The sequence below is a fragment of the Flavobacterium coralii genome (assembly GCF_019891545.1).
GTDB classification, from domain to species: domain Bacteria; phylum Bacteroidota; class Bacteroidia; order Flavobacteriales; family Flavobacteriaceae; genus Flavobacterium; species Flavobacterium coralii.
On sequence record NZ_JAHDIU010000007.1, the window covers coordinates 126218 to 145773 of the forward strand.

The 19556-nt window shown below is 41.4% G+C and carries 21 protein-coding genes; 9 read left to right on the forward strand and 12 right to left on the reverse strand.

The genetic code is table 11. The features are described 5' to 3' along the window. Positions 1-123 precede the first annotated feature (123 nt). A complete protein-coding gene (locus KJK34_RS11425; RefSeq protein ID WP_223054018.1) occupies positions 124-714 on the forward strand; it encodes an OmpH/Skp family outer membrane protein in 591 nt (196 codons plus the stop codon). 35 nt (positions 715-749) lie between these two features. Here KJK34_RS11425 and KJK34_RS11430 read toward each other — a convergent pair whose 3' ends face one another. The 4 genes from KJK34_RS11430 to KJK34_RS11445 are packed head-to-tail and all read right to left on the reverse strand — an operon-like array spanning position 750 to position 2884. Next, a complete protein-coding gene (locus KJK34_RS11430; protein WP_223054019.1) occupies positions 750-1121 on the reverse strand; it encodes a hypothetical protein in 372 nt (123 codons plus the stop codon). After that, on the reverse strand, positions 1122-1502 hold the full coding sequence (locus KJK34_RS11435) for a DoxX family protein (protein ID WP_223054020.1): 381 nt from the start codon (positions 1500-1502) through the stop codon (positions 1122-1124). Positions 1503-1507: 5 nt separating this feature from the next. Beyond that, the gene (locus KJK34_RS11440; protein ID WP_223054021.1) at positions 1508-2656 is read right to left on the reverse strand and encodes a DNA polymerase III subunit; all 1149 of its coding nucleotides are present in this window, start codon (positions 2654-2656) and stop codon (positions 1508-1510) included. Positions 2657-2686: 30 nt separating this feature from the next. Then, positions 2687-2884, reverse strand: a complete 198-nt coding sequence (locus KJK34_RS11445; protein WP_223054022.1) for a hypothetical protein — start codon at positions 2882-2884, stop codon at positions 2687-2689. 65 nt (positions 2885-2949) lie between these two features. Between KJK34_RS11445 and KJK34_RS11450 the strand changes: the two genes are divergently transcribed. Further along, complete coding sequence (locus KJK34_RS11450) at positions 2950-4839, forward strand: M1 family metallopeptidase (RefSeq protein WP_223054023.1); 1890 nt, start codon at positions 2950-2952, stop codon at positions 4837-4839. Between the two features lie 126 nt (positions 4840-4965). On the opposite strand, the gene KJK34_RS11455 is transcribed toward KJK34_RS11450, so the two are convergent. Then, complete coding sequence (locus KJK34_RS11455) at positions 4966-5193, reverse strand: hypothetical protein (RefSeq protein WP_223054024.1); 228 nt, start codon at positions 5191-5193, stop codon at positions 4966-4968. Positions 5194-5515: 322 nt separating this feature from the next. On the opposite strand from KJK34_RS11455, the gene KJK34_RS11460 reads away from it, so the two are divergent. Then, a complete protein-coding gene (locus KJK34_RS11460; RefSeq protein WP_223054025.1) occupies positions 5516-5797 on the forward strand; it encodes a hypothetical protein in 282 nt (93 codons plus the stop codon). A 100-nt stretch (positions 5798-5897) separates the two neighbouring features. On the opposite strand, the gene KJK34_RS11465 is transcribed toward KJK34_RS11460, so the two are convergent. Both KJK34_RS11465 and KJK34_RS11470 read right to left on the reverse strand, forming a co-directional pair. Continuing rightward, the gene (locus KJK34_RS11465) at positions 5898-6590 is read right to left on the reverse strand and encodes a S24 family peptidase (RefSeq protein ID WP_223054026.1); all 693 of its coding nucleotides are present in this window, start codon (positions 6588-6590) and stop codon (positions 5898-5900) included. A 54-nt stretch (positions 6591-6644) separates the two neighbouring features. Further along, positions 6645-7298, reverse strand: a complete 654-nt coding sequence (locus KJK34_RS11470) for a hypothetical protein (protein ID WP_223054027.1) — start codon at positions 7296-7298, stop codon at positions 6645-6647. Between the two features lie 228 nt (positions 7299-7526). Between KJK34_RS11470 and rnpA the strand changes: the two genes are divergently transcribed. From rnpA to KJK34_RS11495, 5 genes are all read left to right on the forward strand, one after another. Continuing rightward, positions 7527-7910, forward strand: a complete 384-nt coding sequence (gene rnpA / locus KJK34_RS11475) for a ribonuclease P protein component (RefSeq protein WP_223054028.1) — start codon at positions 7527-7529, stop codon at positions 7908-7910. A gap of 67 nt (positions 7911-7977) precedes the next feature. After that, a complete protein-coding gene (locus KJK34_RS11480; protein ID WP_223054029.1) occupies positions 7978-8823 on the forward strand; it encodes a DUF4349 domain-containing protein in 846 nt (281 codons plus the stop codon). 6 nt (positions 8824-8829) lie between these two features. Next, positions 8830-10467, forward strand: a complete 1638-nt coding sequence (locus KJK34_RS11485) for a S41 family peptidase (protein ID WP_223054030.1) — start codon at positions 8830-8832, stop codon at positions 10465-10467. Positions 10468-10594: 127 nt separating this feature from the next. Next, positions 10595-12565, forward strand: coding sequence for a KUP/HAK/KT family potassium transporter (locus KJK34_RS11490; RefSeq protein ID WP_223054031.1), 1971 nt, complete (start codon positions 10595-10597; stop codon positions 12563-12565). Positions 12566-12587: 22 nt separating this feature from the next. Then, positions 12588-13403: an OmpA family protein gene (locus tag KJK34_RS11495; RefSeq protein ID WP_223054032.1), complete on the forward strand. Its 816-nt coding sequence runs from the start codon at positions 12588-12590 to the stop codon at positions 13401-13403. A gap of 49 nt (positions 13404-13452) precedes the next feature. Here KJK34_RS11495 and KJK34_RS11500 read toward each other — a convergent pair whose 3' ends face one another. From KJK34_RS11500 to KJK34_RS11520, 5 genes are all read right to left on the reverse strand, one after another. Continuing rightward, positions 13453-13902 carry a GNAT family N-acetyltransferase gene (locus tag KJK34_RS11500; RefSeq protein WP_223054033.1) on the reverse strand — a complete coding sequence of 150 codons (450 nt, stop codon included), beginning with the start codon at positions 13900-13902 and terminating at the stop codon, positions 13453-13455. Positions 13903-13943: 41 nt separating this feature from the next. Beyond that, a complete protein-coding gene (locus tag KJK34_RS11505) occupies positions 13944-14924 on the reverse strand; it encodes a DUF4837 family protein (protein ID WP_223054034.1) in 981 nt (326 codons plus the stop codon). Between the two features lie 14 nt (positions 14925-14938). Beyond that, the gene (locus KJK34_RS11510) at positions 14939-16708 is read right to left on the reverse strand and encodes a lytic transglycosylase domain-containing protein (protein ID WP_223054035.1); all 1770 of its coding nucleotides are present in this window, start codon (positions 16706-16708) and stop codon (positions 14939-14941) included. Between the two features lie 89 nt (positions 16709-16797). Continuing rightward, positions 16798-17985, reverse strand: coding sequence for a phosphoglycerate kinase (locus KJK34_RS11515; protein WP_223054036.1), 1188 nt, complete (start codon positions 17983-17985; stop codon positions 16798-16800). Between the two features lie 137 nt (positions 17986-18122). Beyond that, the gene (locus KJK34_RS11520) at positions 18123-19031 is read right to left on the reverse strand and encodes an NAD(P)/FAD-dependent oxidoreductase (protein WP_223054037.1); all 909 of its coding nucleotides are present in this window, start codon (positions 19029-19031) and stop codon (positions 18123-18125) included. 79 nt (positions 19032-19110) lie between these two features. Here KJK34_RS11520 and KJK34_RS11525 point away from each other — a divergent pair, with 79 nt between their 5' ends. Further along, the gene (locus KJK34_RS11525; protein ID WP_223054038.1) at positions 19111-19485 is read left to right on the forward strand and encodes a Fur family transcriptional regulator; all 375 of its coding nucleotides are present in this window, start codon (positions 19111-19113) and stop codon (positions 19483-19485) included. The last annotated feature ends 71 nt before the right edge of the window (positions 19486-19556 follow it).

Consider the following 19556-nt stretch of genomic DNA (forward strand, 5'->3'; position numbering starts at 1 on the left):
CGTAAATAATAGATTTTACTTATTTAATATATAAACACAATTTTTTACCTGAAAATCTGTTTTGGGTGATTGGATAACTAATCGTATTTTTGACAAAATTTATTTAACATATAAAATCTGGAAATGAAAAAATCGCTTTTAATACTTGGCCTTGCCATTACACTTTTTTCTTGCAATAAAGAACAGACTGCTTCAGGCGGAATGAAAACGGCTTATATTGATACCGTAAAATTAATGGAGGAGTATGAGGAGCTGAAAGACCTTGAATCTAAAGGTAAGGTAAAATCGGATGAGATGGCCCGCGAACTGGAAGGCGAAGCACAAAAGCTAAGGCTTGATGCAGCCAGTTTTCAAAACGAGGCACAATCTAAAGGCAGGCAATGGGCTGAGCTAAAAATGCAGGAACTGCAAAAGAGGGAGCGTGAGCTTGGCATTAAGCAGGAAACCATGATGAGGCAGCTTCAGGATGAATTTGGTGTTAAGAGGGATACCATTATTGCCCAAATGAAAAAGCACATTAAAGAATATGGCAAGAAAGAAGGTTATGATTATATATACGGAACCGGAGATGCTGCCAGCGTTTTATATGCTAAAGAGCAATATGACATTACGGCTGATATACTAAAGCAACTGAACGAAAAGTATAAAGGTGATGCTGATACAACAGAAGAACCTGCTGAAAAAGAAAAAGATACTACCGCAACAGCAAAATAGTCAACACAAAAAAGCTCCCGAATCCGGGAGCTTTTTTATTTAGCTTTTACAGATTTTATAAATGTATTTATCTGATATGTCACTTCCCAGCAAAGAACTATTACGATACCGTTGGTTAATATTGCGGTTATGATACCGTAAGGGTCATTACCCGGAAACAGGGAATGGTCTGCCATTAAAAGTGCGGAAATGATGCTTATAACCGGTATAACTGCCGATACCAAAACAACAGGCAAAACCTTCAATTTAAGCGCATATAATCCGAAAATGATGTTGCACAGCATCAGCAGGATGTAAAGCCCGATAAATGATTCTATACCAATATCAGTATATATAATTAATATAGTAAAGAGGTAAATTACTGCAAGGAACAGTATATACCGTAAAATTCTCTTCGCAAATGTCATTTATAGCCAGCTTACCAGCAAAAGCGCCGGAATAAAATAAATGGCTATTGTGCGGGCACCATCATAATCTTTAGCAAGGCGTTGTCCTAACAACAAGAATAACAGTGTAATACAGGATAGGCATCCTGAAATGAACGCGAACTGGGTGCCTTCGTTTACCAGTATTTCTATAATACCTATAACGGCAAAAGCGCCCGAAAGCATTTCTAAAACCAGTATTACAAACAATGCCTGCGGCACCTGATTTTTTAAAATGGTGGCAGCAAAATGCCCCTTAAGCCAGCCTACATTACCTTTCCAGTCGGTTACCTTGTCATAGCCCGATTGTATAAATGTTATGGCAAGGAAAAGCAAAACCAAAATAATTGCGGGTGTCATCATGGTATTTATTTTTTATGGATTAATCGTGTCAGTTTTATAGATAGGTCAGTTAAAATAATCTTGGCATTACCATTACGCTCTATATGATACGTAGCGTCTGATAGCTCCTTAAAAATGTCGTTGATATTGTTGCCGTTTACAAACGGGGCAAATTTTTCGAGCTTAAAATTATCGGTAGCGGGCTCCATATACACCAGCTCTTTAGCCTGATAATTAAGCAATAAGGCCTGCCGGAACATATTAATACAGTAGTCTAAAAACTGCTTTTGCGCTTCGCGGCCTATGCCGGCAATCTGCTCGCTCCAGGCAATTAAGTCCTGTATGGCAGCAGCATTGCCCTTAGCACGAAAAGCCGCACGAACCCACAGTACAAACCATTCTTCAAAAGGGTAGTCGTCGCCTTTTTTGTGCAGCAGGTGTAGTGCCTTATTGTAGTTACCCTGCGCCTGATGGGCTATTTTCTGGGCTGTGGCAGCATCAATATTTCCACGTGAAACAAGCGCTTCGGCTATGGCCTGTTCACTAAGCCCGCCGAAATGCAGTATTTGGCATCGGGAGTATATGGTTTGCAGTATGTCGCCTTCTTCTTCCGTTACCAGTAAAAAAACCGTTTTTTGCGGCGGTTCTTCCAGCAGCTTCAAAAGCTTGTTTGCGGTGGCCGTATTCATTTTATCAGCCATCCATATAATCATCACCTTATAACCGCCTTCATAAGCCTTTAAAGACAATGATTTTACAATTTCCTGCGCTTCGTCAACCCCTATTTGTCCCTGCTTGTTGGCAATATCTATTTTACGGTACCAGTCAAACAGGCTGCCATAAGGGTTTTCAGTAATAAACTCGCGCCAGTATTTTAAAAAATTAGCACTAACAGGGTGGCTCTTAACCTCGCTGTTAGCCGCTACCGGATATACAAAATGAAGGTCGGGGTGCGAAAAGTTCTCAAACTTAAGGTTGCAGGCAGCATTGCCGCCGTTGTTCTCGCCGTTGGCATTACCGCATAAAATGTATTGTGCATAGGCTATTGCCATAGCCAGTGTGCCGCTGCCCTCGGGGCCGGCAAACAGCTGTGCATGAGGTATCCTGCCTCTGTCAGCACTGGTGGTAAGGTGGCTTTTTATGTGTTCCTGCCCTATAATGTTAGAGAATAGCATAAGGCAAATATAAAGCAATTTGGCAGAATCTTATTTTTTGGACTCTTTCTTTGGGAAGCGCATAAAAAAGTACACCAAACTAAACCCGAAGGCAAGGCTTATAAGGATTTTTACGTAGAACTTGTAAGAGGTAAAATCGGCAGTAAAACCATCAAAGCAACAATACTGAACGGCAAAGAAAATGATGCTGTTCAGTAACGCAAGCTTTAAACGTAAAGAATTATTCATAAAGCAAAAATATAATCTTTAAAACAGTTTTTCAAACTTTAAAAAGTTTCTTTATTTTTAGCACCATGAAGAAAATATTGTATATCGCGATACTATCGGCCACCGGCCTTTTTGCGCAAAATAAAGAAAATAACCCTAACCCGGGTTACTGGCAGCAGCATGCAGATTATAAAATGGAGGTTAACATGGATGTAAAAACCTACCGTTATACCGGCACGCAGCAACTGGTGTATACTAATAATTCGCCAGATACGCTAAGGAGGGTTTTTTACCATTTGTACCCCAATGCTTTTCAGCCGGGCAGCGAAATGGATGCACGCCTTAAAACGATAGCGGACCCTGACAAACGTATGGTGAAGAGCTTTAAGAACGGTAACACTTCGGTTACCGAAAGTCGCATAAGCACCCTTAAGCCTGAAGAAACAGGCTACCTTAAAATCATTAACTTTAAGCAGGACGGTGCAACAGCACAAAATGCGGTTGCAGGTACCGTACTGGAAGTTACGCTTGCAAAACCTGTACTACCGGGGGCTTCAACAACTTTTTCGTTAGATTTTGAAGGGCAGGTGCCTTTACAGGTGCGCCGTTCAGGACGTAACAGTGATGAGGGTGTTGCCCTGAGCATGACGCAGTGGTACCCTAAAATGGCTGAATATGACTTTGAAGGCTGGCACGCCGATCCTTACATTGGTCGTGAGTTTCATGGTGTGTGGGGAGATTTTGATGTTAAGATTACCATTGATAAAGATTATACTATAGGCGGCACGGGCTACCTACAGAACAAAAATGAAATAGGCAAAGGCTATGAAGATAAAGGGGTAGAGGTTAAATATCCTAAAAAAGCCAAAACGCTTACATGGCATTTTGTTGCACCAATGGTGCATGACTTTGCCTGGGGTGCCGATAAAGATTATGTACACGATATGGTAATGGGGCCAAACAATACAGAGCTTCATTTCTTCTATAAAAAAGATGCCAAGTATGCTGAAAACTGGAAAAAGCTGCAACCAAAAACAGTAGAGCTGTTGGAGTATTTCAACACCCATATTGGTACATATCCGTATAAGCAATACTCTGTAGTACAGGGTGGTGACGGTGGTATGGAGTATGCCATGTGTACCCTGATTACCGGAGACAGGAGCTATGGCAGCCTTGTGGGTGTAACCGCTCACGAATTTGCTCACTCATGGTTCCAGCACTTGCTGGCAACCAATGAATCGAAGCACGAGTGGATGGATGAAGGCTTTACATCTTACATTTCAGATCTTGCCATGGAAGCCGTATTGCCATCTAAAGAAGAAAACGTAAACCCGTTTGCCGGGGCTTATTCGAACTATTTTTATATGGTTGCCGGCGGTAAAGAGCAACCGCTTACCACGCACGCCGACCGTTATGACCAGAATATGCTTTATGGCATATCGGCTTACAGCAAAGGAGAAATCTTCATGGCACAGCTTGGCTACGTTATTGGCGAAGAAAACCTTGCTAAAACAATTAAAAGGTTTTACTCTGACTATAAATTTAGCCACCCGACACCGAATGACTTTATCCGTACCGCAGAGCGAGTTAGCGGTGCACACCTTGACTGGTATTTAACTGATTGGGCACAAACCACTAATACAATAGATTATAGCATACAATCGGTTAAAGAGGAGGGAAGCGCAACAAAAATTACACTGCAGCGCATAGGCCGTATGCCAATGCCTATTGATATTATTGTGGCGTATGAGGATGGCACGCAGGAAAGCTTTTACATTCCGCTGGAGATGATGCGCTATGAGAAGCCAAACCCATACCCAAGGCTTAACCGTACCGTTTTAAAAGACTGGAACTGGGCACATACTACTTATGAGTTTACCATAAACAAGCCAAAAAGCGCCATAAAAGTTATGGCGATAGATGCCACAGAGCTTATGGCCGATGTGAATAAAGAGAATAATCTTTATACGCCATAAATCTTGAGATAATAAGAAAAAGAAAAAACCCCGGGCTGTCATGTCCCGGGGTTTTTTTGAAACAGATAAAATAGAATCAAAAACCCTGTTTCTACAAAAAAGTGTATATATAATAGGCGCTAAAAGTTATTCTGACTTTTTAGCTGGTGTAGCCTTTTTAGCTTCGGCTTTTTCATCTTTAGTGGTAGCCTCCGGCTTGGTTACTGTAGCAGCTTTTTCCTGGCCTGCCGGTTGTGCCTCTTTTTGTTGTGGCTTAACCTGTTCTGTTTTTTCTGCCGGTTTTGTTGCCGGTTGTTCCTGTGCCATTGCCATTGCTCCTGTCAGCATCAGCGCGGCTATAAGTAGCTTTTTCATAATCTTATTATCATTGCATCTGCTTAGTAATAGGCAAACCTAATGCCTGTAATTTATCTTCATATAATTATAAGTAGCTAATACATATAACTTGATGATATACAGATTGTTGTGTTTAATTAATCTGCTCTAATCTCTGCCAATGCCAATTAATTATTCATGTGGAAAATGTAGAAATATGAGGCAAAAGCTGTAGAAGGAAATAAAATTTTGTCAGAATTCTTTAACAGAAGTTTGTGGTGGCTTTAATATTTTCTTTTCTATTGGCACAGTAACTTTGAATTATCAGAAAGCGGGAAAGAAATAACCAAATTTAAAAGTTATGTCAGCCAAATCAGATTCACACACTACAACAGACCATAAGAAGATTCAGCAATGGGCAGAAGCCCGCGATGGTAAACCATCTATTGTAGAGAGTACCGGCAAGAACGGTGGCGGTTTGCTGCGCATTAACTTTCCGGGTTATGCGGAAGATAACCTGAAAGAAATTAGCTGGGATGAATTCTTTAAGATATTTGATGATAACGACCTTCAGTTTCTGTATCAGGAAGAAACAAAAGACGGCGGCGAAAGCAGGTTTTTTAAGTTTGTAAATAAGGATTAGTCCGGGGCAGAAGCGAAGGTGAACAGATAGTGATTAATTAGTTGGATGGAAAGCCAAACCCTGGCTAAAAAACCGCATGGTAGCGTTACCTGCGGTTTTTTTATTTCATGGCATTAATACGGATGCTTGCCTTAACCAATGCAAGTGCCCGCACCTGTGCAAGCTCTACTTCTTTATCCTGGTGATGCTTGTTCTCGCTTACCAGCTTTATACAGCGGCTGTCTTTAGCCTTTTGTATGTATTTTACAGTTATGTATTCTTCTCCGGCCATATCAATACTCAGCAGGTACATCTCGCCCCAAAAAATGCCGTTCTGTATATCATTAATTTCTTTATACATCACAATATCGCCGCTTTTAAGAAGTGGGTACATACTATCCCCCGTCACATATACCGCGCCATCGCATTTTGGCAAGTGGGGTATCATAATATGGTCAACCGGGGTAAAGGCTTTGTTATCGCTGAATAACGGTACAAGCCCCGCAACCGCCTCAAGGTCATAAAGCGGAATCTGCTGGCTTTCTATTGTAGTGTCGGTCTTTAGCCTGTAAGTATTTATATTACTGTCCTGCCAACCGTTATCTACCAGCATTTCGCCCTCACCGGTAAGCAGCCATGTGGGGTTAAGGTCGGTATATAACAGTAGTATTTTCTCCAGCATATTAGAGCCTATGCTTTTGCCGTCTTTAACGGCCTTGCTAATGCTGCCACGGCTTGCGCCCAGGCTGTTTTCAAAGGCATAGTAGCTTATGCCTTTTGCTTCAATATATTGTCCTACACGTGCAGATACCATAATAATTCAAAAATTTTACTACAATAGTAAGAAAATATTCTGACGTTTCGAAATTTAAATTAATAATGCCTCTCTTATGTTATTTTGGATGTTATCAAATTTTCCTGCATAAATGACTATATCTGGATCCATCCAGTTTAAAATGTTGTATATATCCTTTCTTATTTTTTTAGCTTTATTAAAGCATATATCATTTGCACTAAAACAAATTGGCTCATTATGGTAAACTCTATTACGAAACGCTCTAATTTCATTAAGGATACCATTAATTTGTTTTCTTTGAATTGTATTAGGTTTATTGGGAAAACAATGAATAATACTTCCTGATAATAACTTATAATGATGTGTATCATAGAGGCTTGTCCAAAAGCTAAAACTTTGTTCAGCAATAACTAATCCTGATGTAATAGTTTTCTTTTGCCTTTTAATCTTATTTTCTGCTTTATAAATTTCATTTTTAAGAAAGAAATTTGAATGAGAAAGCGACAAATCTGACATAAAACCATTTTTTTCATTTATTATCCATGCAGGGTCATTAAAATATAATGATAATTCCTCGTTAATTCTATTCCTTAAAAAGATTTCAAAAATATTAAGTATAGAATAAAAAGATTCTGCAACTTTTAAATTGGCATTATATAAATCCTGGGCTCTTTGATGAGAATTATTACAAGCAATAAGAAATCTATCCAATCTGGATTTTGACACGTAGTACTCAAATTTGTGATACTGCACAAAGTATTTATTAAAAAGTTATTTTTCAAATATATACAAATATTAAATATTTAGTTGTACATTTGTATCGTAATGCTTAGTGAAGCCTCTTGTTCTTGTAGCAACGTAACTAAGTGAAAGACTTCAGCCTCCTTTTAGGAGGCTTTTTTTATGTAGAGACTTTATATAAGCATCTGATCTATATATTTACCTTTGCCTGCAATGGAAAAACGCCGATATACATACCCGAAAAGCGAAAAACTGAAGAGCCGCAACATTATAGAAAAGATGTTTGCAGAGGGTAAAACGGTTTCTAAATATCCGCTCAGGCTGGTATATGTTCCTTTGCAGGATGATACTGAAGGTATTTTAAAAATGGGTGTATCGGTTTCCAAGCGCAATTTTAAAAGGGCTGTCGATCGCAATTACTACAAACGCCTGCTAAGGGAGGCATACAGGCTTAATAAGCATATTATAACCGAAAAACTGCAACAGCCCACAGCCTTTATGTTTTTTTACCAGACCAAAGACAGGCTTACGTTTGAAGAGGTTAATGAAAAGGCAATACAGCTTTTTGAAAAATTCCTGAAACAGGAGGGGTTATAATTGGCTATTTTTATACTGTTGTACTATACCACACATTTTTTCCGTTATAGCTGCAAACCACCTTATTATGAAAATTACTTTATTTTGCACGTCTTTGCTGATGCTGGTTGGCGGCTGTAGTGAAAATGCAGCTGTAACCGATAATATATCTTTACAGGAAGTAGCTGCTGAGGCTCCGGCAATGAAAGAAATTGCCACTAACGTTGATGATAAAGCCTATTCAGGTAATGCCGGAACAGCGGACACTGAATATCGGCAGATGGTAATTAAAAACGCTAACCTTGCCTTTGAAACGGATGACCTTGAAGCTACTGCCAAACGAATAAATGCTGCAGCGCAAAAATTTGGAGCACAGGTGCAGAGTGACAGCGAAAGCAACACGAACTACTCATTAAGCCGGATTTTAGTATTGCGCATACCCGTAAACAAGTTCGACCTGTTTATAGATGAGGTTGCAAAAGGGGTTACTTATTTTGACAGAAAGGAAATTTCAGCCCAGGATGTTACCGAAGAATATGTTGACCTTGATGCCCGCATTAAAGCCAAGAAAACACTTGAGGCGCGCTACCTTGAACTTTTAAAGAAAGCGAATAAGGTTAGCGAAATGTTGGAGATTGAGAAAGAACTTTCTGCTATACGCGAAGAGATAGAAGCGCAGGAAGGAAGGCTGCGCTACCTTAAAAGCCGCGTGGCCATGAGCACTGTTGTTATAGAATTTTACAAGCACACCGAACAGCAGGCCGGCGCAACGGTATCGTATGGCTCTAAAATGTGGAATGCCATAAAATCAGGGTTTAACGGTATTTCAACTTTCTTTATCGGGGTGCTGTATCTTTGGCCTTTTATCCTTATTTTCGTAATTGTGTTTATCCTGATCCGCAAAAGGATTAGGAAGAAATCAAATAAAATTTAAAATTATATGTTTACCAAATTCAAGAAAAGGTATGTAGTTACGGCAGTTGCGGTTGTTTTTCTGTTCGTGGGGACAAGTTTCAGGAACGACTTTTTTGAGATAGCCAAGCAGATAGAAATATTTACCACATTGTTTAAAACGGTAAATACCAATTATGTAGATGAAACTAACCCCGGCGAGCTTATGGATACTGCCATAAAGAGCATGCTTGCCGACCTTGACCCATATACCAATTATTTTAATGAGGCCGATGTTGCCAAGTTTAAAATAAATAATACAGGCGAATATACCGGGATTGGCGCACTGATAACCCGAAAAGAGGGCAGGCTTATTATAAAAGAACCTTATAAAGACTATGCCGCCGACAAAGCGGGGCTTAAGGCAGGGGATGAAATTATCCAGATAGGCGATGTTAGCCTTGCTAATTTTAAGGAAGATGCAGGCGAATTGCTAAAAGGTACCAGAAACACCAAAATAGATATTAAATATAAAAGGCAGGGAAAGGTATATGATACCCAGCTTGTGCTTGATGAGGTAGATGTAAGGGCGGTGCCTTATTTTGGCATGGTAGATAAAGAAACGGGTTATATTGTCCTCTCACAGTTTAATGCAAAAGCTTCTACCGAAACCAAGCAGGCGTTACAGCAGCTTAAAACCGAAGGCGCTAAACGGATAATACTCGACCTGAGGGGCAATCCGGGCGGATTACTGAATGAAGCCGTAAATGTGTGCAACCTGTTCGTGCCTGAAGGCGAAATTATTGTTACCACAAAGTCGAAAAATGAAAAGTATAACAATACCTACAAGACCACCAAGGCACCGGTAGATACCGAAATTCCGCTGGCGGTGCTTGTTGACGGTAAAAGTGCCTCGGCATCAGAAATTGTTTCGGGAGCATTGCAGGATCTTGACCGTGCCGTTATTGTGGGCAGCAGGAGTTTTGGTAAAGGCTTGGTGCAAAGGCCGCTGGAACTCACCTACGGCACTCAGGTAAAGGTTACTATTTCACGTTACTACACACCGTCTGGGCGCGGCATACAGGCGCTTGACTACACCCATAAAGATGTTGACGGTAAAGCAATACGCATAAACGAAAAAGACTATAATGCTTTTAAAACCCGCAAAGGGCGCACCGTTTATGATGGTGGCGGTATATTGCCGGATGTTGTGCTTGATGAAAGCAAGCAAAGTACTATAGCCGATGCACTGCAACGTAACGATGCAATTTTTAATTACGCCACAGCATACTATTACAAGCATCCTGATATGGGCGCAAAGATACCAACGGTAACAGATGCTGACTTTGAAGACTTTAAGCAATACCTAAAAAAAGAAAACTTTGAGTTTGATACCGAAACAGAAAAGGCGTTAAAGCTGATGCACGATACCGCTGTTAAGGAAAAGATTGATGCGAGCATAGCCAACGAATACAACCAGTTGCTGGCAGCTCTTCAAAAAAGCGAGGAAAAAGAGCTTAATAAGCATAAAGAGGAAATCAAAAAACTGCTGCAGGACGAACTTATTAAACGCTACCAGTACAAAGAAGGCCTTTATAAATACTATACCGTAAATAATGCCGAGATAAAAAAGGCCACCGCACTATTAGGCAATACTGCCGAATACAACAAAATACTGTTAAAATAGCCTTATATAAATTAGCCCCTGCCTTCATAAAGCAGGGGTTTTTTGTCTTAAAGGTTAAATATCAGGCTGCAATAAACTGCAAATCCATAAAATCGCATACATTTGCATTCTTTTAATTACAAATACAGTGAGCGCTAATCACAATAATCTTAGCAAAGTAACCCTGGGAGGGCTTTTGGTTACCCTGGGGATTATATACGGCGACATAGGGACATCTCCCCTTTACGTAATGAAAGCCATAATGGGCGAACAGCCTATAAACGAAGAAGTTGTGCTCGGGGCGCTTTCCTGCATTTTCTGGACACTTACCCTTCAAACCACTTTTAAATACGTCCTGCTCACGCTCCAGGCAGATAATAAGGGCGAAGGCGGAATTTTCTCACTCTACACTCTGGTAAAAAGGCTCAAAAAGAAAGGGCTTATTATTCCCGCTATAATAGGGGGAAGCGCGCTGCTTGCAGACGGTATCATTACACCGCCTATTTCTGTGTCTTCCGCCATAGAGGGTTTAAAGATATATAACCCTGAGCTTGATACGGTACCTATTGTAATTGCCATACTTTTTGTGCTGTTCTTCATACAGCGTTTCGGTACTAAATTCGTAGGCCGCTTTTTCGGGCCAATGATGCTGGTATGGTTCAGCATGCTTGGCGTGCTCGGTCTTTTGGGTATTGGGGGCAATTTCGGGGTGTTTAAAGCCCTGAACCCTTATTATGCCATTCACCTGCTTAGCATCCACCACGAAGGTTTTTATGTACTCGGCTTCGTGTTTTTATGTACTACAGGTGCCGAGGCGCTATACAGCGATATGGGGCATTGCGGCAGGGGCAACATCCGTATAAGCTGGATATTTGTTAAAGCCATGCTGGTTATTAATTATTTCGGGCAGGGGGCTTACCTTATTTCGCATTCAGGAGATACATTAACGGGCCTTAGCGGCCATTCAGATAATCCCGGCAACCCGTTTTACCTGCTTATGCCACAGTGGTTCATCCCCTTTGGTATTGCCATTGCAACATCGGCGGCGGTAATCGCCTCACAGGCGCTAATATCAGGCTCATTCACACTGATAAGCGAGGCCATGCGCCTTAACTTCTGGCCTAAGGTTTCGGTTAAATTCCCTACAGAGCTGCGCGGGCAAATCTACATCCCATCCATAAACTGGCTGCTCTTTTTAGGATGTGTGTTTATTGTACTTTACTTCCGCGAGTCCGGCAATATGGAGGCTGCTTACGGGCTTGCCATTGTGCTCTGTATGATAATGACTACCATACTGCTTAACTTCTACATGATCATGAAGCGCTACAACCCGTTTGTTATAACGGGTATTATGCTGGTGTACCTTACCATAGAGTTTTCATTCCTTATTGCCAACATCAGTAAATTCAGCCATGGGGGCTATGTGTCGCTTTTTATAGCCGGCTTCCTGGCGTTTATAATGTTTGTGTGGTACTCTGCAAAACGCATCCGTAGCGGCTATACCGAGTTCGTGAAGATAGACAAGTACAAAAACGTACTTTCAGAACTAAGTAACGACCTTACTATCCCGAAATATGCCACACACCTGGTGTATATGACCAATGCTCATTTAAACGATGAGATAGAATCTAAAGTATTATATTCAATACTGCAAAAAAGGCCGAAACGCGCCGATATTTACTGGTTTGTACACGTTAATGTGGTAGATGAGCCATATAGAATGGAATACCGCGTACGCGAAATTATGCATGAAGACGTTATACGTGTAGACTTCTTCCTCGGTTTCCGGGTGGCACCGCGAATTAACCTGCTGTTTAAACAGGTGGTGCGTAATATGGTTGAACGCGGAGAGGTAGATATAACCAGTCGCTACGAATCGTTAAACCGGAACAATGTTATCGGCGATTTTAAGTTTGTAATTATAGAGAAGTTCCTTTCGTATGATAACGACCTGCCGTGGTATGAACGGATTGTACTGGATATTTACTATGTGCTTAAAAAAGTGAGCCTCTCCGAAGGCAGGGCATTCGGGCTTGACAGCAGTTCGGTTAAAGTAGAAAAATTTCCAATTGTTATACATCCGCTGGAAGATATATCGCTCACGCGTATGGAAGATTAAAATTGCGTAACTTAGCAGTATAATGAATAAACTACTATTCCTATTTGCCTTACTAACAACACTTGCAGTTAAAGCGCAGGAGGAAACCGTATTTTCTATTTATTTTGAATTTGATAAATTCAGCCTCGACGAAAAGCAGGGCAATAACCTTGTTGCCTTTGTAAGCGCCATAGATACTACCCGCATAGAAAGCATACAGATTTACGGCTATTGCGATGACAGGGGTAAAGATGAATATAACTACAAGCTCTCTACTAACCGTGCCAACACCATACAAAGCAAGCTGGTAAACAGTGGTATTAAAAACAAGATCATCGTTACCATAGAGGGTAAAGGCCGCATACTGCTTGAAGATGATATAGATAATGTTACCGAGGCACGCTCTAAGAACCGCCGTGTAGACGTTGTAGTGAATTTTGAGCCGCTGCCGCCGCCAAAACTTGAGCCGGGCATCTACAACACTGTAAAAAAAGATATGGTGGTGGGTGACCGTATTTACCTTGAGAATATATACTTTGAAAGGGGGAGCAGTAAGCTTACCGGCCCATCTAAAAAAGAGCTTGACAAAATAGCCCGCCTTTTACAGAAATATAAAAACCTGCAATTTGAAATACAGGGGCATGTGTGCTGTACACCCACCTACCAGAAAGAGGCCATAGACAAAGATACCCGTAAGCGTGAGCTTTCTGTAAACAGGGCGCGTACTGTTTATAAATACCTGATGTTCCGGAAAGTCAATTCTGTCCGTATGACCTATAAGGGCTATGGCAACACCAAGCCTTTGGGCAAGGGAAGCGAATATGACAGAAGGGTAGAACTGGTTATAACCAAAATATAGCTTACTTCAGGATTTCAAAATCATAATTCTAAAATCCTCAATCTATAATTTACAGAAGATGCATCCGTATGTGCGGTATGCCATCTTCCAGATAACCTTCTCCCGCCTGCACAAATCCGTGGCTTTCATAAAACTTTTTGAGGTAAAGCTGTGCCGAAATGGTTATGGCATCCTGATTGAAATGATCTTTAATACCAGCAATAGCAGCTTTCATGAGCTCGTGCCCCCACTTCCTGTCGCGGTATTGTTCACTTATTACCACTCGCCCTATAGAGGCCTCTTCAAAATAATAACCACGGTCAAACAGCCTTGCATAAGCCACTGTTTTACCATTAAACGTACCGATGAGGTGCAGCGCTTTTTCATCTTTACCGTCTATGTCCTGATAAACGCAATTTTGCTCCACTACAAACACTTCGCTGCGCAGTTGTAGCAGTTGATATAGCTCAGGAACAGAAAGCTCGTTAAATCGCTTTATTTTGAATTGTACAGAAGACATGGATTTGTTTTACGGAATATATTGTGAGGCAGCAAAAATTATTACTGAAACTGTACTGATTTGATAATAGATTCCAGTTCTATGATGAGGTCACGCTTTGGTGATGAAGGGCTGTATATAAAACCTTCTACCACAAGGTAGTGTTGTTTTTTGTCGTTTTTAATGGTGTAATTCAGAAAAGGCCCGCTCATAAAGTCGTTCTCCATTTCCCAGTTACCGCGGGTTTCAAAGGCACGTTTTTCTTTAAAACTTGTCATGAACAGGTAAGGTGAGTAGGCTTCTTCCGTTTTCATGAAAGAGCCGGGGTCCTGCCCGTGTATGTACATATTGCCTATAGAATCGCGCATGGCTATAATATTGGGCAGTATGGTCTTGTTCTTCTCTATGGTAAGATATGGTACTTTATACAGCAGTATGTTGGTGTTGCCGCTTGGAATGTCCTTCTTCAGCCAGATAAAGCTATCGTTGTGTATAGCGTAGCTGTAAGTAGCAGGCACCATTATATTTATGCCATACTGCCTGCTGAAAACAGCCGAATCCAGCAGCCCTGCTTTTTTGTTACGCTCCTGGTTTTCCCTGATTTCAGTATCTTTTATTTTCCTGATTATTTCATCAGAATGCATTTCGATAAGCTCCAACAGGCCATCGGTAGTTTTAGCGCTTATGGTAAAAACATTCTGTGGTTTGCAGTAGCTGTTCTTTTTGATGACAAAACCGTCGTTACCGCCCTTATCTATAATAATGATATTGCGGCCACGCTTTAATGCTTCATCAAAAGTATCTTCATGGTACTGGTTAAGGGTAAAAAGCGGTTCTTCCTGGGTGAGCCCGTCCACAGGCGCGGCAAACTTGCGGCGCATGCTGTCGCCCACATCGCCGTTCCACATCACATCATTGATAACAATAGATATCTCATTGATGTTTCCACGCGAAGCTGTGGCATCCTCTTCCGTTTTACCCTCGTTGCAGGCTGTGATGCAAAGGGCAAAAACAAAAAGCACTATTTGTTTAAGCCTTTTCATGCATGGTGGTTTTATCAGTTAATACTACTCACCTTAAGTTTCATGCCCGGCTTTATGCTCTCGCCTTCTATTTTGTTCCAGCGTTTCAGGTTTTCCACCGTTACGCCCGGGTGTTTCCTTGCTATACTGAAAAGCGAGTCGCCTTTCTGAACGATATACATCCGTTCAGCCTCATAGCTTGCTTCGCGGGCACGCTTTTCTTTGTTTATGGCTGCTGCCACAATCTCCTGCGTGTTAGGCTCTGTTTCTGCAACAGCATTTTCAGCTACGGCATCTTCAGCAGGGGCAGCCTCTTCTGTTTCAGTTTTTGCAGTGTTAGCAGCTATTGCGGTTTTATCGGTTTTAAGAGTATCGGCAGGTTTTTGCTTTGCCTTGTCTTTCTTAACGTCTTTAACTTCGGCTACGGCTTCTTCTTTTACAGGTATATCTACAATTTTTTCAGTTTGTATCTTAAGGCGTTGCCCAACCTGTATCATGTTGCCCCTAAGCCCGTTCCAGCGCTTAATTTCTGCAACACTAACACCATATTTGTTCGATATCTCGCCAAGGTTATCGCCACGCTTAACCGTATAGGTTTTGCTTGCGGTAATTATCTTCTTGCCGTCTTTGGCTAATTCTTTTGAAGAAGCGATAGCTTCTTCACGTTCTTTTACAAAATAAGGTTTTTCCCTTTGGTCTGCCTCATAATCGATATAGGCATAAATAGCCTTTTCATTAGCGGTAAATAAACCAATTTTATCTTTAGGCAGCCTTAAATAATGGGCTTTTTCGGGTGTATACGGAATTACATCCAGCTTATAGATGGGGTTAAGGAACTGCAGCTGCGAAACCGGAACATCTACAAGGCTTGCAATCTGCTTGAATGACATCTGGCGTTTTACCATAACCGTATCGGTTTCAAAATAGGTCATTGGCGCTTTTTTGCCGTTTATGCCGTGCTCTTTTGCATACTCATAAACATACATAGTTGCCAGGAAAGCCGGCACATATCCCTGTGTTTCCTTTGGCAGGTTGCGGCGTATATTCCAGTAGTTCTTATAGCTGCCCGAACGGCGTATGGCCTTAGTAACGTTACCCGGCCCTGCATTATAGGATGCAAGCACCAGATCCCAGTCGCCGAAGATATTATACAGGCTGCTCAGGTACTGGCAGGCAGCTTCTGTAGCTTTCAGCGGGTCGCAACGCTCATCTACATAGCTGTTTACCTCAAGGTTAAATTGCTTTCCGGTAGGGTACATAAACTGCCACAGGCCTGTTGCACCAACCCTTGATTTTGCCTTTGGGTTAAGCGCCGACTCTATAACAGCCAGGTACTTTATCTCCATCGGCACGTTGTATTTAGAAAGGTATTCTTCAAACATCGGGAAATAATAATCCGAAATTGCCATGAGCCTCTCGAAAGAGCGCGGCCTGTTCTTAAGGTAGGATTTTATGATGTTCTCAAGCCCCTTGCTGTATTCTATGTGAAACGGTGAAACAGCATCCAGCTTTGCAAGACGCTCTTTTAAATCTTTAGAAGACAGGTTATAATCTACATCTTCGTCAGGGTTTATCTTTTCGATATCCTCCTGCATGGCCTCAAATAAATCCTGGTTGGCCAGTTCTTTCATCCAAAGGCTGTCTATGCAGGCCAGGTTTTCATAACGGATGAAAGTAGATTTAACAGAATCAAGGTAAGAAAGTTTAATTTGCGGAGTACTGATTTCGGCTTCGGCACTTTCCTGTGCGAATGCCGCAAAAGAAATTAATGCAAAAATGAATGACAGTGTTCTCTTTTTATTCATAATTTGTTGTTTAAGAAGTTAAGTACAATGCCTTTCAGGTGATTGTAACATAACTTTTAAATAGATATTATAGTATAAACTTTAACAGGCTATTCCTGTATTGCAGCTATGCCCGGCAGGGTTTTACCCTCAAGCATTTCGAGCATTGCACCACCTCCGGTAGATACATAGCTCATTTTCGGTTCCAGGCCAAACTGCTTAACCGCCGCTACAGAGTCGCCCCCGCCCACAAGCGAGAAAGCGCCGTTTTTAGTAGCTTCGGCAATATATTCGCCTAACTGGATGGTGCCTTTGGCAAAGTTTTCCATTTCGAAAACGCCAAGCGGGCCATTCCATAGTATCGTTTTAGAGTTTAAGATAACCTCTTTAAACTGCTCCAGCGATTTCGGGCCTGCATCAAGCCCCTGCCAACCATCAGGTATTTCTTTTACATCAACAACTTTAGTGTTGGCATCGTTTTTAAACCCATCGGCAGCCACAACATCTACAGGCAGGTGCACCTGAACATTGTTTGCTTTGGCTTTCTCCAGTATGTCAAGCGCAAGCTGCTGCTTGTCGTCTTCGCAAATAGAGTCGCCCACGCTGCCGCCCTGCGCTTTTATAAAGGTAAAAGTCATACCACCGCCAATTATCAGATGGTCTACTTTATCCAGTATATTTTCTATAACTGTTATTTTAGATGATACTTTACTGCCACCCAAAACAGCCGTTACAGGCTTCTCGCTGTTTCCTAATACTTTGTTAAGACTGTCGATTTCTTTCGCAAGAAGCGTTCCAAAAACCTTGTTTTCAGGAAAAAATTTTGCAACTATGGTGGTAGATGCATGCGCACGGTGTGCCGTACCAAAGGCATCGTTAACGTAAACATCGCCCAGTTTGGCAAGCTTTTCGGCAAACGCCTCATCTCCTGCTTCTTCTTCACTATAAAAGCGAAGGTTCTCTAAAAGTAATATTTCACCCGGCTTTAAAGCTTGGGCAGCTTTTTCTACAGTTTCGCCCACACTGTCTTCCACAAATTTCACATCTTTACCCAATACTTCAGATGTTGTGGCAACAATGTGCTTTAGCGAATATTTTTCTTCTTTGCCCTTTGGCCTGCCCAGGTGGCTCATCAGGATAACGCTGCCGCCGTCATTTAAAATTTTATCGATAGTTGGCTTCGCGGCTTCAATACGGTTGGTATCGGTAACATTAAAATTCTCATCAAGGGGAACATTAAAATCTACCCTTATTAAGGCCTTTTTATCTTTAAAATCAATATCTGAAAGCGTTTTCATGTGTTTTTAAAATTTCGGGTTTTAACTGAAGAAACGCAAATATAGTTTTTTCTGTTAATAATTTGCCAAACGTTTGTTGAAAAATAACCTGTAGTAAAACACAATGTGCTGAACAGCAATATTATTCCTTTTCTGTATTAAAAACTCTGGTGGCAAAGCTCCATGTTGGCTACCGCGCCGGCTATGTTGCCGCTGCTTACCGCGCTGGCTACAGAGCGCATCATTGCCGCGTTATCGCCGCAGGCAAATACACCTTCAACAGTTGTTTTCTGGAAACCGTCTGTTTTAATATGCCCCATTTCGGTAAGTTCACAACCAAGTTTTGCAGGAATATCAGAGTGCTGAACAAACGGCAGTGCGGCATATGCAGCATCAAAAGGTAATGCATTCCCGCAGCTAAGCACAAGGTTTTGCAATTGTCCGTTTGTGTGGATTACCTCAATGACTTCCTCCTCAATAACAGGGATATTGTTTTTTGCCAGTTTTGCTGTTTGTTCTGCTGTAAAATCAGCTTTGCGGGATGTGATTATGGTAAGTTTATCTGTAAGATTGCTTACTAAAGTAGCGAGGTGATAAGCCCTCTCGCCGTTGGCCAGTATAGCGGTGTTCTTTCCTCTAACTTCATAGCCGTGGCAGTAGGGGCAATGTATAACAGATATCCCCCAACACTCTGCAAACCCTTTAATGTAGGGCATTATATCTTTTATACCTGTTGCGAAAATCAGCTTTTGTGAAGTAAATTGCTTACCGGACTTTGTTATTATTGAAAAACCGGAATTGGTTTTTTCTCCGCTCACGGCAACATCCGTAATGAATGTAACGGTTTTGTATTGTAAAACCTGTTCTTTGCCAAGACCGGCTATAACTGCAGGAGGAGTACCATCTTGCGTTATGAAATTATGCGAATGCGGCGTTTGCCTGTTGCATGGCTCGCCACCGTCAATAATCAGTACCTTGCGTAACGAGCGCCCCAGCGCCATTGCTGCCGAGAGTCCTGAGTAGCTTCCGCCGATTATAATAACCTCAAAATTTTCCTGATTTTCCATAGCTGTTTTTGATAAGTTTCAAATAGATTTGGCAAACTTAAAGAAATATTTTATTATTGCAACAAAATCGCATTAAAAGATGAGAAGAAGGAATACGCCCGCAAAAGAAGCTGTTTTAGAAGTACTTAAAAAAGCAGGTAAAGCGCTTAACCATGAAACGGTACAGGATAATCTTAGTATAGATATTGACAGGGCTACAGTTTACAGAGTGCTGAACCGGTTTTGTGATGACGGTATTTTACACAGGGTTGTTGCAGAAGACGGTAAGCAGTATTTTGCTGTTTGCAGTAAATGCGATTCAGAGAAGCATTCTGATAATCATTTTCATTTCAGGTGTACCGGGTGCAACACGTTAGAATGCCTGCCTACCCCCGTACAGTTTACTGTGCCGGATGGCTATTTAGCTGAAAGTATTAACTGCATCATTAACGGAAGGTGCAAAAACTGCGCTTAAAACAAAAAAATTGCCGCTACTGTAAAACAGTAACGGCAACTGAGGTATAGAATAAAATTAGCTTCTGATTA